Raw genomic sequence first — 15,851 nt, 5'->3', positions numbered from 1 at the left:
TCCTGAAGCATCTTGACCGTTACTGCGTCAAAACGTCCCGGTTTCTCTATATCTTACCTTCAGCCTTGCCAAGACAAAGCAGGCCACCGGGATTAGAATGTCCCGCATTCTATTTTGGTGACAGCGATATGACTGATCAGCGCAAAGGCAGCGATGCCGAACCCACCACTCACTTCGGCTTCAAAAACGTTCCGGAAAGCCAGAAAGCGGAAAAAGTCGCTGAGGTTTTCCACTCGGTAGCCGCCAAGTACGACTTGATGAACGACCTCCTGTCGGGCGGCATGCACCGTCTGTGGAAGCGTTTCGCGATCGAACTGTCGGGCGTGCGTGCCGGTAACCGCGTGCTGGACATCGCCGGCGGCACTGGCGACCTGACCAAAAAGTTTTCGCATCTTGTGGGGCCAACTGGTCAGGTAGTGTTGGCCGACATCAACGAATCCATGCTCAAGGTCGGTCGTGACCGCCTGCTGGATCTGGGTGTGTCCGGCAACGTCGAATTCGTCCAGGCCGACGCTGAAAAGCTGCCGTTCCCGGACAACCACTTCGACTGCGTGACCATCGCTTTCGGCCTGCGCAACGTGACGCATAAAGAAGACGCCCTGCGCTCGATGCTGCGCGTGCTCAAGCCCGGCGGTCGCCTGCTGGTGCTGGAGTTCTCCAAACCCACCAACGCACTGATGTCCAAAGCCTACGATGCCTATTCGTTTGCCTTCATGCCGTTGATGGGCAAGCTGATCACCAATGATTCGGAAAGCTATCGCTACCTGGCCGAATCGATCCGCATGCACCCGAATCAGGAAACCCTGAAGTCGATGATGGTCGAGGCCGGTTTCGACCGCGTGACCTACCACAACATGACCGCAGGCATCGTCGCCCTGCACCGTGGCATCAAACCCTGATGTTGCTGGCCGGCCTGCTCGCCAGCGTTGAACTCGGTCTGAACCGGGTGCTGCGTCTCGACAGCACGGCGCTGCCGCGGCTGGCGCATTTGAGTGGCAAGGTGATTGCCGTCGACTGCCGCAGCCCGGCGTTGCAATTGTTCATCCTGCCCAGCGATGAAGGCCTGATGCTGGCGTCCCACTGGGAAACCGGTGCCGACTGCACCTTGCGCGCACCGGCCTCAAGCCTGCTGAAACTGGCGACGAGCAAAGACAAGACGTCGGTGCTGCATGCCCCGGAAGTCGAACTCGACGGCGACAGCGGCGTGCTGCTGGAACTGGCGGCGGTCCTTCAGGACCTGGAGCTGGACTGGGAGTATGAACTCTCGCGCTGGCTGGGGCCTGTGGCCACGCAACTGGTCGGAGGTCATCTGCGCAGCCGCGCACGCTGGTATCAGCAAGGGTTCGCCAGCCTCAACCAGAACCTGGGCGAATACCTGGCCGAAGAATCGCGCACCCTGGTCGGTCAGCGCGAAGCCGAAGCCCGTTTCAGTGAACTGGACCAGATCAAACTCGATCTGGAACGTCTCGAGGCGCGTTTCGAGCGCCTTTCCCGATCCCTCGACCCAAGCGATAACGCATGAAGCTGCTTGCCGTCCGCCGTTTGTTGCGCATCCAGCGCGTCGTGATCCGCTACCGCCTCGATGACCTGCTGTTCGCCCTGCCATTGCCCTGGTTTCTGCTGGCGCTGCGCTATGCCTTGCCGTGGCGCTGGTTCCCGCGCAAGCCCCTGGACCTGAGCCGTGGCGCACGATTGCGCCTGGCGTTGCAGGACCTTGGGCCGATTTTCATCAAGTTCGGCCAGATCCTTTCGACACGCCGCGACCTGCTACCCGAAGACATCGCCGATGAGTTGATGATGTTGCAGGACCGCGTGCCGCCGTTCGACTCACAAGTGTCGGTCCGGCTGATCGAAGAGCAGCTCGGCAAAAAGATCAGTGAAGTCTTCTCTCGTTTCGACGTCGAACCGCTGGCCTCGGCTTCGGTGGCGCAGGTGCATGCCGCGCAGCTGAAAACCGGTGAAGAAGTGGTGGTCAAGGTGATCCGCCCGGGCCTCAAACCGGTGATTGCCCAGGACCTGGCATGGCTGTTCATTCTGGCCCGCGCCGCGGAAAAACTCTCGGCCGACGCCCGTCTGCTACACCCGGTGGACGTGGTCAGTGATTACGAAAAAACCATCTACGACGAACTCGACCTGCTACGCGAAGCCGCCAACGCCAGCCAGTTGAAGCGCAACTTCGACGGTTCGCCCCTACTGTATGTGCCGCAAGTCTATTGGGACTGGTGCCGACCGAAAGTGCTGGTGATGGAGCGCATCTACGGGATTCAGGTCACCGACCTCGCGACCCTGGCCGACCAGCGCACCGACATGAAAATGCTCGCCGAGCGTGGCGTGGAGATCTTCTTCACCCAGGTGTTCCGCGACAGCTTCTTCCACGCCGACATGCACCCCGGCAACATTTTCGTCAGCACCGTGCAGCCCTGGAGCCCGCAGTACATCGCCATCGACTGCGGCATCGTCGGCAGCCTGACCCCGGAAGACCAGGACTATCTGGCGCGCAACCTGTTCGCGTTTTTCAAGCGTGACTACCGGCGTGTCGCGCAATTACACATCGACTCGGGCTGGGTACCGGCGGAAACCAAGCTCAACGAATTCGAAGCGGCGATCCGCACGGTGTGCGAGCCGATCTTCGAAAAACCGTTGAAAGATATTTCCTTTGGTCAGGTACTGATGCGCCTGTTCCAGACCGCTCGACGCTTCAACATGGAAGTGCAGCCGCAGTTGGTCTTGCTGCAAAAAACCCTGTTGAACATCGAAGGCCTGGGTCGTCAGTTGTACCCGGACCTCGATCTGTGGAACACCGCCCAGCCGTTCCTCGAACGCTGGATGCGCGAGCGCGTCAGCCCCAAAGCCTTGCTGGGCAACGTGCAGAGCCAGTTCGAGCAACTCCCGCACCTGGCCAACATGGCCCGCGACCTGCTTGAGCGCATGTCCCAACCCCACGCCAACGACCCGCCGCCTCCGTGGCACCGGCGCAAGGACGACGTGTTCCTGCGCCTGCTCGGTACCGCTCATCTGGCGGGTGGCACGATACTCGCAGCCGGTGGCCCGTTGCACGAACTGGGGCATTGGCCCGCCGGAATCATGGTGGCGATCGGCTTGTATCTGGTCGTTCGCCGATAGCCAGTTGGATCATCGGCTGGCACACTGTTTGAACGCTGAATTTGAACATTGGCCTCAACTATTGAAGTAGAGCCCGCTGTCGGAGTCGAAGATGAAAAACTGGCTGGACGAGATCAAGTGGGACGCCGATGGCCTGGTGCCCGCGATTGCCCAGGATCACAAGACCGGACGCGTCCTGATGATGGCCTGGATGAACCGCGAAGCACTGCAATTGACCGCCGCCGAGAACCGTGCCATTTACTGGTCACGTTCCCGTGGCAAGCTGTGGCGCAAGGGCGAAGAGTCCGGCCACGTGCAAATCCTGCATGAGATGCGCCTGGACTGTGACGCTGACGTGATCATCCTGATGGTCGAGCAGATCGGCGACATCGCCTGCCATACCGGCCGTCAGAGCTGCTTCTACCGCGTTTTCGAGAACGGCGACTGGAAAACCGTCGACCCGGTTCTCAAAGACCCGCACGCTATCTATTGCGCAGGACATACTCATGACTGACACCCTGACCCGTCTGGCCCAGGTGCTGGAAGAACGCAAAGGCGCCGCCGCCGACAGCTCGTACGTCGCCAGCCTGTACCACAAGGGCTTGAACAAGATTCTGGAAAAGGTCGGCGAAGAGTCGGTCGAAACCATTATCGCCGCCAAGGATGCCGCCATCAGCGGTGACTGCAGCGATGTGATCTACGAGACCGCCGACCTGTGGTTCCACAGCATGGTCATGCTCGCCCAGTTGGGGCAACATCCACAGGCTGTGCTCGATGAACTGGACCGTCGCTTCGGTCTGTCCGGACACGTCGAGAAAGCCTCGCGTCCGTCCGCCTGAATAATTATTAGAGAGGAACGCAACATGGGCATTTTTGACTGGAAACACTGGATCGTCATCCTGGTTGTCGTGGTGCTGGTGTTCGGCACCAAGAAATTGAAAAATCTCGGCACTGACGTGGGCGAGTCGATCAAGGGCTTTCGCAAGGCCATGAACGACGAAGAGAAACCGGCCGACCCGACAGCGACTCCGGCCCAACCGGTTCCGCCGACCCAGCCACAGGCCACAACGTCTGTGAACCCGCCGCACACCATCGACGTGCAGGCGCAAAAAGTCGAAGAGCCGATCCGCAAAGACTCGTGAGCACTGACTAATGTTTGGTATCAGCTTCTCTGAACTGCTGCTCGTCGGCCTCGTCGCCCTGCTGGTGCTGGGCCCCGAGCGCCTGCCGGGTGCTGCGCGCACCGCTGGCCTGTGGGTCGGGCGGCTGAAGCGCAGCTTCAACGCGATCAAACAGGAAGTTGAACGTGAAATCGGTGCCGACGAAATTCGCCGGCAACTGCACAACGAGCACATTCTGTCCCTGGAGCAGGAGGCGCGGAAGATTTTCACGCCGACCCAGCAGGAGCCAACGCCGGTGGAACCTGTGGCGACGCCGACGATTCATGCGCCAACAGCTGAAGTCACGCCGGCGGTTGCAGCTGCTGAACCTGCGCCTGCCAGCCCAGTAGAACCTGTTGCTCCTGCCGCTGCGCCGACAACCCCGGCGCCTCACGACACCACTTTGCCGCCGCGAGCCCCATGAGCGATCTCCCCGAAAACGACCAGCACATGCCACTGGTCTCGCACCTCACCGAGTTGCGCACCCGTCTGCTGCGCTGTGTAGCGGCGATTTTCATCATCTTCGCCGGGTTGTTCGCCTTCACCCAGCAGATCTACACCTTCGTCTCCACGCCGTTGCGCCAGTACCTGCCGGCCGGCGCGACGATGATCGCCACCGACGTGTCGTCGCCGTTCCTGACGCCGCTGAAGCTGACCATGATGGTCTCGCTGTTCCTGGCAATCCCGGTGATCCTGCATCAGATCTGGGGGTTCATCGCGCCAGGCCTGTACAAGCACGAGAAGCGCATCGCCGTACCGTTGCTGGTCTCCAGCATCCTGCTGTTCTACACCGGCATGGCCTTCGCCTATTTCCTGGTGTTCCCGCTGATCTTCAAGTTCTTCGCCGCTGCCACCCCGGCCGGCGTGGAAATGATGACCGACATCACCAGCTACCTCGATTTCGTCATGACGCTGTTCTTCGCCTTCGGCGTGGCGTTCGAGATCCCGGTGGCCGTGGTGCTGCTGGTGTGGATCGGCGTGGTCAACGTCGCCTACCTGAAGAAAATCCGCCCGTATGTGGTCATCGGCTGCTTCGTGGTCGGCATGATCCTGACGCCGCCGGACATCTTCTCGCAGACGCTGTTGGCCGTACCAATGTGGTTGCTGTTCGAGATCGGCGTCCTGTTCGGCAGCCTGATCAGCAAACGCGGCGAGCACCCGGACGAAAAACCGGCTGACGATCACAACGATCAGCCGCCAGCGACCCAAGCGTGAACCTGCTGCTCCTCGAGGAGGCCGATTTCATTGCGGCCGACCGGGCGATCCTGCGCGATCGCCGCTTGACCCATATGCAGGAAGTCCACCGCTGTGAAGTGGGTGACAGCATGCGCGTCGGGCGTATCGGCGGGCTGATGGGTGCCGCCGAAGTGCTGCGCCTGGACGCTGACGAAGCCGAGTTGCGCGTCACCCTCGACCAGCCGCCACCAGCCAAGCTGCCACTGACCCTGGTGTTGGCCCTGCCACGCCCGAAAATGCTCCGCAGGGTGTTTCAGACCGTGGCCGCCATGGGTGTGCCACGAATCGTTCTGGTAAACAGCTATCGCGTCGAGAAGAGCTTCTGGCAAACCCCGTTCCTGGAACCTGAGGCGATTCGCGAGCAATTGATCCTGGGGCTTGAGCAAGCCCGGGACAGCGTGCTGCCAGAGGTCGTCATCGAGAAGCGTTTCAAACCTTTTGTCGAAGATCGCCTGCCAGCAATCACTGAAGGCACTCTCGGCCTGGTCGGTCATCCCGGCAATTACCCGCCCTGCCCCCGTGGCCTGGACGAACCCGTGACCCTGGCCATCGGCCCCGAAGGCGGCTGGATTCCTTACGAAATCGACCTGCTGGCCAAGGCCGGCCTGCAACCGGTGCAGCTCGGCGAGCGCATCCTGCGGGTCGAAACAGCCGTCACTGCACTGCTTTCGCGCCTGTTTTAAAATCAAACGGGGCTTGTCCTAATGCCGGTAAGTTAAGCCACGGACCCTGTAGGAGCGAGGCCTGCCCGCGAAGAATGCACCGCGGTCTTTCAGGCATTACGCGTTATCGTTCTTCGCGGGCAAGCCTCGCTCCTACAGGATCTCCGTCGCTCAAATTTCTTAACATCAGGGCAAACCCCTCACCGCCCGAGCATTGCGCCGCGCCTACAGAATCTCGCCTGCCTGCCGATACAGTCCCCATAAAACCGAATAATGGTCCGAGGGGAGTTGCAGCATGTACCGTTGGCTAGCCGAAAAACTGGGAAACGTAAGCGTCAATCACAAGTTGAGTGTCGGCTTTGGCCTCGTGCTGCTCATGACTCTCCTGATCACCTTCACTGGCTGGAATAGCCTGAGCGGTGTGATCACTCGCGCAGACAAGCAGAGTCACATCGCCAGTCTCAACAACTTGAGCAAGGATTTGCGAACCGCCCGTGTTGACTACGAAATGCGCCGTGGCGAACAAGGTCCGGCAGCCGTCAGCGAACTCCTGGGCAAGCTCGATGATGGCGTACAGCTCGCCCTCAAACTGTTTGTGCGCCCTGTGAATCAGGAAATGCTCAATCAGCAACTGGCCGCCATCGGTGAGTACAAACGCGCCTTTGCCGACATGACCCAAGCGACGCAGAACCGCGAATCGGCCCGATCCAAGCTCGGCGCCACCGCCGACAACGCCGCGGCCAGGGTCTCAGAAGTCGAAAAGTCCTTGCTGCAAGGTGATAGCGTCGCTCAATTCAACAGCGTGGTCGAGCTGAGCAAACTGATCCAACAAGCGCGCTTCCAGGTTCGCGGTTACACCTACAGCGGCAAGACCGAAGCCGAGCAACCGGCGCTGGATGCCATCGACAATGCCCTGAAAAACCTTGAAAGCCTGCCGGGCAAACTGCCGGAACAGCACACCGCCAACCTGCAACAAGCCACCGAATCGCTTAAAGGCTACCGCGCCGCTGTCAGCCAGTTCCGCGACTCGCAGGTGGCCAGCGCCACAGCCCTCAAGAAGATGGTGGATCAGGAGATCCGTTTGAATGACCTGAGCGCACAGTTGACCCGCTCGCAAACCGACATCCGTGACCAAGAGACGGCCCAGGCAAAAAGCACGCTGATCATCGTGACCGTCTTGGCGTTAGCGTTTGGCCTCCTCGCCGCCTCGGTCATTACGCGGCAGATCGTCGTTCCACTGCAACAGACTTTGACTGCTGTCGAACGTGTCGCCTCGGGCGACCTGAGCCATAACCTTGAGGTCGCTCGCAGCGACGAGCTGGGTCAATTACAAAGCACCCTTCAGCGGATGGTCGTCAGTCTGCGGGAGCTGATCGGCGGCATCAGCGACGGCGTGACCCAAATCGCCAGCGCCGCTGAAGAACTGTCAGCCGTCACCGAACAGACCAGCGCGGGGGTCAACAGTCAGAAGGTCGAAACCGATCAGGTGGCCACCGCCATGCACGAAATGACCGCCACCGTGCAGGAAGTCGCGCGCAATGCCGAGGAAGCGTCCGAAGCCGCCGTCGCCGCCGACCAGCAGGCCCGCGAGGGTGACAGGGTGGTCGGCGAAGCCATCGCCCAGATCGAGCGCCTGGCCCTCGAAGTCGGCAATTCCACTGCTGCCATGGGCGACCTGAAGCGCGAAAGCGACAAGATCGGCAGCGTGCTCGACGTGATCAAATCCGTGGCCCAGCAAACCAACCTGCTGGCGCTCAACGCCGCCATCGAAGCCGCTCGCGCCGGTGAAGCCGGGCGTGGCTTTGCGGTGGTCGCCGACGAAGTCCGCAGCCTGGCCCAGCGTACCCAGAAGTCCACCGAAGAAATCGAAGAGCTGATCGTCGGCCTGCAAACCGGCACTCAGCAAGTCGCGACCATCATGGACAACAGCCGCAACCTGACCGACAGCAGCGTCGAACTGACCCGCCGCGCTGGCGGCTCGCTGGAGAGCATCACCCGCACCGTGTCGGCGATCCAGTCGATGAACCAGCAGATCGCCGCTGCCGCCGAGCAACAGAGCTCGGTGGCCGAAGAGATCAACCGCAGCGTGCTTAACGTGCGTGACGTGTCCGAGCAGACCTCGGCCGCGAGTGAAGAGACCGCGGCCTCCAGCGTCGAGCTGGCGCGGTTGGGGACGCATTTGCAGATGCTGGTGGGCAGATTCAAGGTTTAACACCACACAAAGCAAAAAGATCGCAGCATTCGGCAGCCTGTAGTAGGAGCTGCCGAAGGCTGCGATCTTTTTTGGGCGATGCGGTTACAAAACCTGGCGCAAAAACGCCTGCGCACGGGGATCCTTCGGTGCATCGAAGAACTCGGCCGGTGAGGCGTCTTCCAGCAATTTGCCGTGATCGAAGAACAGCACCCGGTCCGCCACTTCCCGGGCGAAGCCCATTTCGTGGGTGACGCAAACCATGGTCATGCCTTCCACGGCCAGGGTCTTCATCACATCCAGCACTTCACCGACCATTTCCGGGTCGAGCGCCGACGTCGGCTCATCGAACAGCATGACCTTCGGCTCCATCGCCAACGCCCGGGCGATGGCCACGCGCTGCTGCTGACCACCGGACAGGCGCGATGGAAACTCGTGGGCCTTCTGAGCGATACCGACCTTTTCCAGCAACACCATGGCCTTGGCCTCGCGCTCCTTCTTGCCGCGCTTGCGCACGACTTTCTGGGCCAGGCAGAGGTTTTCCAGCACGGTCATGTGCGGGAACAGGTTGAAATGCTGAAACACCATGCCGACTTCGCGGCGGTAGGCATTGACGTCGGTTTTCGGGTCGGCCAGTTGCAGACCGTCGATGCTCACCGAACCGGAGTCGAACGCTTCCAGGCCATTCAGGCAGCGCAGAAAGGTCGACTTGCCGGAACCGGACGGGCCGATCACCACCAATACTTCGCCCTTCGCCACTTGGGTGGTGACGTTGTCCACCGCGCGAACCACCTGGCCGCGGGTGTCGAAGACTTTTATCAGATCGCGGACTTCAATCACTTTGCGCGAGCCTCCGCTCAAGCCGACTGGCGATTTTCGACAGCGGCAGGTTGATCAACAGGTACAGCCCAGCCACGCAGAACAGGATTTCGAACGGCGAGAACGAGGTGGTGATGACTTCGCGACCGCTTTTCAACAGTTCGGTAATCGCGATCACCGACACCAGCGAGGTGTCCTTGACCAGACTGATGAACTGCCCGGCCAGCGGCGGCAGCACACGCTTGAACGCTTGTGGCAGCACCACGTGGCGCATCGACTGGCCACCGCTCAAACCGAGGGAGCGCGCCGCTTCGTTCTGGCCGCGTGCAATTGATTGCACGCCAGAGCGGATGATCTCCGCCACGTAGGCACCGGTGAACAGCGACAGCGCGGCGATCCCGGCGAACTCCCGGGAGAGGTTCATCACGGTGCCGATGAAGAAGTAGAAAATGAAAATCTGCACCAGCAGCGGCGTACCGCGCACCAGCTCGACGTAGATCGTCGAGAGGTCGCGCAGGGTCGGGTTGTTCGACAGGCGGCACAGCCCGGTGGCCAGGCCGATCAGCAGGCCAAGCACGCCAGACACCAGGGACAACCACAACGTGGTCCAGAGCCCCCATAGCAGCGGGCCGGCGGCCCAATGCCGGGTCACGCCGATCACATCGCCTTCGGCCACATCATCGCCTTGCGCGACTTGCAGGCTGTTGTCGTCAACCGTCAGGTGCTGCTCATCCCCTGCATCATTGCGCAGGGTGACTTCAGCCTTGCTGCCCTTGCGCACCAGCTCGCTGACGGTGGAGATGTCGGCCGCGCGCAGGGACTCTTCGGCGTGGTAGGCGAAGTACTGCGGCACACGGTTCCAGCGCCATTCGTAGGACATCAGCGAGGTGGCGTAGTACAACGCGCCAGCCAGACCGATCAGCACCAGCACGGTTAATACGTGCCAGGGCCATTGGGCTTTTTTCTGTTTCATTTAAAGGCAAATCCATAACGATCAGGGCGCCCGCTCCCTCTGTGGCGAGGGAGCTTGCTCCCGCTGGGTTGCGCAGCAACCCTGAAATCGGCCACCGCGCAACGTCGGGTAAAACGAGTCAATCGATTTACGACTGCTTCGCAGTCGGACGGGAGCAAGCTCCCTCGCCACAAAGGCGGTGTTATTCCATGTCCTTGAGCCAGGCGGTGTCTTTAAACCACTTGTCATGGATGCGATCGTAGGTGCCGTCTTCGTGGATCTGGTGCAGGAAGTTGTTGATGAAGTTGAGGCTGTCGTAATCGCCTTTCTTCAGGCCGAAAGCCAAAGGCTCATAGGTGAACGGCTTGTCGAGGAACAGCAGTTTGCCGTTGCCGACCTTGTTCACCGCCACGACGTTGTAAGGCGCGTCGTAGATGAAGGCGTCAGCCTTGCCGTTGACCACGTCGAGCACCGCTTCCTGCTCATTGTCGTAGCCGTGGTACTTGGCTTTGGAAATGAGTTTTTTGGCGACCATCTCGCCGGTGGTGCCGAGCTTGGAGGTGATGCGGTAGTCGGCGGTATTCAGGTCTTTATAGGACTTGATGGTGCCTTCCAGCTCCTTGCGGATCAGCAGTGTCTGGCCGACCACGATGAAGGGCTCGCTGAAGTTCAGGCGCAGGTTGCGTTCCTGGGTCAGGGTCATGCCACTGCCGATCATGTCGAACTTGTCGGTCAGCAGGGCCGGGATGATGCCGTCGTAGCCGGTGGATACCATTTCCAGCTTGACGCCCATGGCCTTGGCCATGGCTTTGAGGATGTCGACTTCGAAGCCGATGATTTCGCCGCGCTTGTTGGTCATTTCGAACGGCATGTAGGTCGGGTCCATGCCGACTTTCAGCGTGCCGCGCTTGACCGCGTCATCGATGGCACCGGCCTGCGCCGCGCTGACTGCAACCAATGCCGTGACGCCGACCAGCAGCATCGACAGATACTTCTTCATCTTCAAGTCCCCAAAACCCATCGCATTGTGAGGCACGCAAACCGCAGGTTTCCTTTGGGAAACCGGCAGATACGAACAGAAAGTTGTCCGGGCGCACCAATTCGGGGACGGATGCTAACGCACTCGGCCGTTTGCACAAGGGGTTGAGGGAGATTTGTTTGATCGTTCCCACGCAGAACACGGGAGCGATCATCAGCACAAAAAAAACCCCGCTTTCGCGGGGTTTTTCATTATGCCAACTGAGGCTGCACGCTCAACGGCTTGAGCGGCAACAGCGGCGCATGCGGATCGGCATCCACCGAAGCGCGCCAGGCCTGCAGCCACTCGGCATGGCCTTCGCTCCAGACCTGCTCATGCAAGCGACCCAGTGCCACCGGATCACTCAGCAGGGCCACGCGCTCGTTGTTGGTCAGCCCTTCAGGCCCGACTTTCATCGCATGGCGAACCCGCTCGATACGCAGCCATTCGATCGGCTCGGCCTGACGGTGACGAGACGTCGCCAGCGCACACGCCAACGCGTTCTGCTGTGGATCGACCACCGACCGGACGAAGCCGTCGTGCAGTGCATGCCAGCGGTTTTCGTGGGTGTACTGATCGGTCGCCAGCAATGCCTGCGGCGGATTGTATTCCTCAGGAATCAGGAACAGGCTCTCGTCACGGGACTTCAGGCCCAGGCCGACACGACTGGAGATCACCGACACCGGAATCGACAGCATCAGCGAACCGACGATCGGCACCAGCCACCAGAGGAAGCTCGGGTTCAGCCAGATCACCAGCAACGCCCAGAAGAAACCCAGCAAGGTTTGCGGACCGTGGCGCTTGACCGCTTCGCTCCACGGCGTGGAGTCGTCGTCACGTTGCGGCGAGTTCCAGGTCGCGGCCCAGCCGAGGAACGCGGCGAGCACGAAACGGGTGTGGAAAATCATCCGCACCGGCGCCAGCAGCATGGAGAACAACATTTCCAGCAGCATCGACAGCGTCACCTTGAACCTGCCACCGAACTCTTTCGCGCCTTTGGCCCAGATCAGGATGATGCTCAGCAGCTTCGGCAGGAACAGCAGCACGATAGTCGTCGAGAACAGTGCGATCGCCTTGTCCGGGTGCCATTGTGGCCACAGCGGATAGAGCTGGCGCGGTTCCAGGAAGTACTGCGGCTCCATCAGCGTGTTGGTCGCCAGCAGGGCTGTCGACAGCACGAGGAAGAAGAACCACAACGGCGCCGACAAGTAAGACATCACGCCTGTCAGGAACACCGCACGGTGTACCGGGTGCATGCCCTTGACCAGGAACAGCCGGAAGTTCATCAGGTTGCCGTGGCACCAGCGACGGTCACGCTTGAGTTCGTCCAGCAGGTTCGGTGGCAGTTCTTCGTAGCTGCCCGGCAAGTCATAGGCAATCCACACGCCCCAGCCGGCACGGCGCATCAGCGCCGCTTCAACGAAGTCGTGGGACAGAATCGCACCGGCGAACGCGCCTTTACCGGGCAACGGCGCCAGGGCGCAGTGCTCGATGAACGGCTTCATGCGGATGATCGCGTTGTGGCCCCAGTAGTGGGATTCGCCCAACTGCCAAAAGTGCAGGCCAGCGGTGAACAGTGGACCGTACACGCGGGTGGCGAACTGCTGCATACGCGCATAAAGGGTGTCCATGCCCGACGCACGCGGCGCGGTCTGGATGATCCCGGCGTCCGGCGTGGCTTCCATCAGGCGCACCAGGCTGCTCAGGCATTCGCCACTCATTACGCTGTCGGCGTCGAGCACGACCATGTATTTGTAGTCACCGCCCCAACGACGGCAGAAGTCGTCGAGGTTGCCGCTTTTACGTTTTACGCGACGACGGCGGCGGCGGTAGAAGATCTTGCCGAAGCCCTTGGCTTCACGGCAGACGTCCAGCCAGGCCTGCTGTTCGGCGACGCAGATATCGGCGTCGTTACTGTCGCTGAGCACGAAAAAGTCGAAGCGATCCAGGTTACCCGAGGCTGCAACCGACTCGAAGGTCGCCCGCAAACCGGCGAACACCCGCGGCACGTCTTCGTTGCAGATCGGCATCACCAATGCGGTGCGTGCGTCCTTGGCGATCGGCTCGTTGCCGGCGCTGGCGCCGGAAATGCGGTACTTGTCGCGACCGGTGATCAACTCGAGGAAGCCCATCAGCGCGGTCCAGAAACCGGCCGACACCCAGCAGAACAGAATCCCGAACAGAATCAGGATGCTGGTTTGCAACACGTAAGGCAGCACTTGGGCCGCAGTTTGCAGCAGCGGTTGGTGCAGGACTTCTTCCAGATCGACGAACGACCAGCCCTGGTACGGCATGATGCCTTTCATGTACCAGCCGGCGACGATCGTCTGACCAAGCATCAGCACCAACAGAATGTAACGACGGATCGAACCGACGGTGCGCCAGCGAGCTGCTGGCAACACGTTCTCGTCTTTCGGCGGCTTCGGCGGGTTGGTGCGACCGGTCAGCCGACGCCAGCCACGCACCAGGATATTGGTGCGCCATGGCTCCGGAACGACTTTGGTCCGACGGATCGGCGGGGCTGCCTTGAGGCAAACCCGACCACTGGCATCGAGTCCCAACATTTGCGCATCCGCCAGTTCTTCGGCGGTGTTCAGGGTCAGGCGCCGCCCGACCGACGCCTGGGCGGCATCGGTCGGCGCGTCGAACGCCTGGGACGACAGACGTTCGTGCAACTCACTGAAAGACTTGCAGCCCGCGAGTTCCGCGCGCTGCTCGTCGGTCATCGGCAAATGCGCCAGGTACTCGGCAAGCGTTTGTGGCTGTACTTGTGAATTACTCATCGGCAGGCAACTGATAGCTCCAGGTCTCGGTCAGGACTTGTTCAGTCGGTGCCGATTCCGGTGTGGCAGGGGCCGCTTCGGCAGCGACAGGCTGCTTGGCGTCTTTGTTGTCCTTGTCCTTGGTGTCCTTGACTTGCTGGGCTTGCGCTTCAGCTTGCTTGGCCTCCTTGTCCTTCTTCTCCTGCTGCTTGGCGGCGATCTTGTCGGCCTTGGCAACGGAAGAGCTGGACGCTGGCGCCGTGGTCTTGATCGTCTCGGCCGGCGTGATGGTCTTGACCAGTGCTGCACGCATTTCAGTGGACTTGCCCGGATCCTTGATCTTCATCCGCAGGGTCAGGCGCCAGCCCTTGGTTTCAGGGTTGTAACGGACACTGTTCTCGACCAGTTCCGCGTTGTCGCCAACGCTAACCTGGCTGCGTACTTCAGCATCTTCTGGCAAGTCTTGCAGGGACGGACCTTGGAAATCCACCAGGTAGGCCACGCTGCCGTCCGGCTGACGAATCAGGTTCGACTGCTTCACGTCACCCGTGGAACGCAGGGTCTGTTGAACCCAGGCGCTGTCCGCCGAATGCAGGGCGGCTTCGTCGATGGTCCAGTGCATGCGATAGGCGACGTCCAGGGGTTGGCCAGGCTCTGGCAGTTTTTCCGGACTCCAGAAAGCAACGATATTGTCGTTGGTTTCGTCAGCGGTAGGAATCTCCACCAGATCGACGGAGCCCTTGCCCCAATCGCCTTTCGGCTCGATCCAGGCACTTGGGCGCTTGTCGTAGCGGTCATCGAGGTCTTCGTAGTGGCTGAAGTCACGGCCACGTTGCAGCAAGCCGAAACCGCGCGGGTTCTCGATCGAGAAGTTGCTCACGGCCAGGTGTTTCGGGTTGTTCAATGGGCGCCAGATCCATTCGCCGTTGCCGGCATGGATCGACAGACCGCTGGAGTCGTGCAGTTCGCGACGGTAGTTCAGCACTTTCGACGGCTGGTTGGCGCCGAACAGGAACATGCTGGTCAGCGGCGCAACGCCAAGTTTGGTGACCTTGTCACGCAGGAACATCTTGGCCTTGACGTCGACGACCGTGTCGCTGCCCGGACGCAGGGTCAGGCGATAGGCACCAGTGGCGCGCGGCGAATCCAGCAGGGCGAAGATCACCAGGTGCTTGTCGCCCGGCTTCGGCTGCTGAATCCAGAACTCGGTGAAACGCGGGAACTCTTCGCCGGACGGCAAGGCGGTATCGATGGCCATGCCGCGAGCGGACAAGCCATAGGTGTGGCCCTTGCCGACGACGCGGAAGTAACTCGCGCCGAGCATGGTCATGATTTCGTCTTGCTTGTCGGCCTTGTTGATCGGGTAGAGCACACGGAAACCGGCATAACCCAGCTGCTCGGTGGCTTTAGGATCGAACTTCATATCGCCGAAATCGAAACGACTTGGGTCGTATTTGATCTCTTCGACGGTGTTGGCCGTGATTTCGTTGATTTTCACCGGCGTATCGAAGTGCATGCCCTGGTGATAGAACGACAGCTTGAATGGGGTTTTCTGGTTAGCCCACTCGGCTTTTTCGGTGAGGAAGCGGATTTTTTGATAATCCGCGAATTTCATTTCACGAAATTCATTCGGCAGGTTACTGCGCGGGGCTTCGTATTTTTGCCCGGCCAGCTCTTTTGCCTTGACCGATACGTCATCCAGATTGAATGCCCAAAGCTGGCCGGCGCTGAACAGGCAGAGCAGTGCAGAGCCCGCTACCAGAGCATTTCGAAACCGTTTGGCAGACAATTTTGGTGCATTACAGGGACTAACAATCACGAGCAACCCTCGCCGAAAACAGATCAAAAAACCAACGGCCAGTTAAAGTGCCAGCACGGTGTACGGTGGAAAAAACCGACCCTGCGGACCACTCTTGCCAAGTTGGCGAGCATTGTTCCGACTCCCATGG

The 15,851-nt window shown here is 60.5% G+C and carries 15 protein-coding genes and 1 pseudogene; 11 read left to right on the top strand and 5 right to left on the bottom strand.

Translation table 11 applies throughout. The annotated features are described in order from the left end of the window. Window positions 1–128: 128 nt before the first annotated feature. The 11 genes and pseudogenes from ubiE to PGR6_RS30620 all read left to right on the top strand — a co-directional run bounded on the left by ubiE (window position 129) and on the right by PGR6_RS30620 (window position 8,372). Window positions 129–899, top strand: coding sequence for a bifunctional demethylmenaquinone methyltransferase/2-methoxy-6-polyprenyl-1,4-benzoquinol methylase UbiE (ubiE, locus tag PGR6_RS01785; protein ID WP_007936800.1), 771 nt, complete (start codon window positions 129–131; stop codon window positions 897–899). Further along, the gene (locus tag PGR6_RS01780; protein WP_018929159.1) at window positions 899–1,522 is read left to right on the top strand and encodes a ubiquinone biosynthesis accessory factor UbiJ; all 624 of its coding nucleotides are present in this window, start codon (window positions 899–901) and stop codon (window positions 1,520–1,522) included. The genes ubiE and PGR6_RS01780 overlap by 1 nt, the downstream gene beginning before the upstream one ends. Continuing rightward, window positions 1,519–3,123 (top strand): ubiquinone biosynthesis regulatory protein kinase UbiB, encoded by a 1,605-nt coding sequence (gene ubiB, locus PGR6_RS01775; RefSeq protein ID WP_018929160.1) that lies wholly within the window; start codon window positions 1,519–1,521, stop codon window positions 3,121–3,123. The genes PGR6_RS01780 and ubiB overlap by 4 nt, the downstream gene beginning before the upstream one ends. A gap of 91 nt (window positions 3,124–3,214) precedes the next feature. Continuing rightward, window positions 3,215–3,616, top strand: coding sequence for a phosphoribosyl-AMP cyclohydrolase (hisI, locus tag PGR6_RS01770; protein WP_018929161.1), 402 nt, complete (start codon window positions 3,215–3,217; stop codon window positions 3,614–3,616). Then, the gene (locus tag PGR6_RS01765) at window positions 3,609–3,941 is read left to right on the top strand and encodes a phosphoribosyl-ATP diphosphatase (RefSeq protein ID WP_018929162.1); all 333 of its coding nucleotides are present in this window, start codon (window positions 3,609–3,611) and stop codon (window positions 3,939–3,941) included. Before hisI ends, PGR6_RS01765 begins: the two co-directional genes overlap by 8 nt. A gap of 24 nt (window positions 3,942–3,965) precedes the next feature. Further along, on the top strand, window positions 3,966–4,244 hold the full coding sequence (locus PGR6_RS01760; protein WP_018929163.1) for a twin-arginine translocase TatA/TatE family subunit: 279 nt from the start codon (window positions 3,966–3,968) through the stop codon (window positions 4,242–4,244). Window positions 4,245–4,254: 10 nt separating this feature from the next. Then, a complete protein-coding gene (gene tatB / locus PGR6_RS01755) occupies window positions 4,255–4,686 on the top strand; it encodes a Sec-independent protein translocase protein TatB (RefSeq protein WP_028939612.1) in 432 nt (143 codons plus the stop codon). Next, the gene (gene tatC / locus PGR6_RS01750; protein ID WP_018929165.1) at window positions 4,683–5,477 is read left to right on the top strand and encodes a twin-arginine translocase subunit TatC; all 795 of its coding nucleotides are present in this window, start codon (window positions 4,683–4,685) and stop codon (window positions 5,475–5,477) included. Before tatB ends, tatC begins: the two co-directional genes overlap by 4 nt. Next, a complete protein-coding gene (locus PGR6_RS01745) occupies window positions 5,474–6,181 on the top strand; it encodes a 16S rRNA (uracil(1498)-N(3))-methyltransferase (protein WP_018929166.1) in 708 nt (235 codons plus the stop codon). Before tatC ends, PGR6_RS01745 begins: the two co-directional genes overlap by 4 nt. A gap of 274 nt (window positions 6,182–6,455) precedes the next feature. Beyond that, window positions 6,456–7,517: pseudogene (locus tag PGR6_RS30625) on the top strand (methyl-accepting chemotaxis protein); the annotation flags it as partial. Next, window positions 7,509–8,372, top strand: a complete 864-nt coding sequence (locus PGR6_RS30620; RefSeq protein ID WP_370695246.1) for a methyl-accepting chemotaxis protein — start codon at window positions 7,509–7,511, stop codon at window positions 8,370–8,372. The pseudogene PGR6_RS30625 and the gene PGR6_RS30620, both read left to right, overlap by 9 nt. Before the next feature lie 84 nt (window positions 8,373–8,456). On the opposite strand, the gene PGR6_RS01735 is transcribed toward PGR6_RS30620, so the two are convergent. From PGR6_RS01735 to PGR6_RS01715, 5 genes are all read right to left on the bottom strand, one after another. Next, entirely contained in the window at window positions 8,457–9,191 is a 735-nt protein-coding gene (locus PGR6_RS01735; RefSeq protein WP_007936789.1) for an amino acid ABC transporter ATP-binding protein, read from the bottom strand. Further along, on the bottom strand, window positions 9,184–10,143 hold the full coding sequence (locus tag PGR6_RS01730) for an amino acid ABC transporter permease (protein WP_064615909.1): 960 nt from the start codon (window positions 10,141–10,143) through the stop codon (window positions 9,184–9,186). Before PGR6_RS01730 ends, PGR6_RS01735 begins: the two co-directional genes overlap by 8 nt. Window positions 10,144–10,324: 181 nt before the next feature. Beyond that, the gene (locus tag PGR6_RS01725; protein WP_026286648.1) at window positions 10,325–11,122 is read right to left on the bottom strand and encodes a transporter substrate-binding domain-containing protein; all 798 of its coding nucleotides are present in this window, start codon (window positions 11,120–11,122) and stop codon (window positions 10,325–10,327) included. A gap of 230 nt (window positions 11,123–11,352) precedes the next feature. Beyond that, complete coding sequence (mdoH, locus tag PGR6_RS01720) at window positions 11,353–13,923, bottom strand: glucans biosynthesis glucosyltransferase MdoH (protein WP_064615907.1); 2,571 nt, start codon at window positions 13,921–13,923, stop codon at window positions 11,353–11,355. Next, the gene (locus PGR6_RS01715; protein WP_026286649.1) at window positions 13,916–15,721 is read right to left on the bottom strand and encodes a glucan biosynthesis protein G; all 1,806 of its coding nucleotides are present in this window, start codon (window positions 15,719–15,721) and stop codon (window positions 13,916–13,918) included. Before PGR6_RS01715 ends, mdoH begins: the two co-directional genes overlap by 8 nt. Between the last annotated feature and the right edge of the window lie 130 nt (window positions 15,722–15,851).

The organism is Pseudomonas sp. GR 6-02, assembly GCF_001655615.1.
Lineage (GTDB): Bacteria > Pseudomonadota > Gammaproteobacteria > Pseudomonadales > Pseudomonadaceae > Aquipseudomonas.
This window is presented reverse-complemented; position numbering and strand designations above follow the sequence as displayed.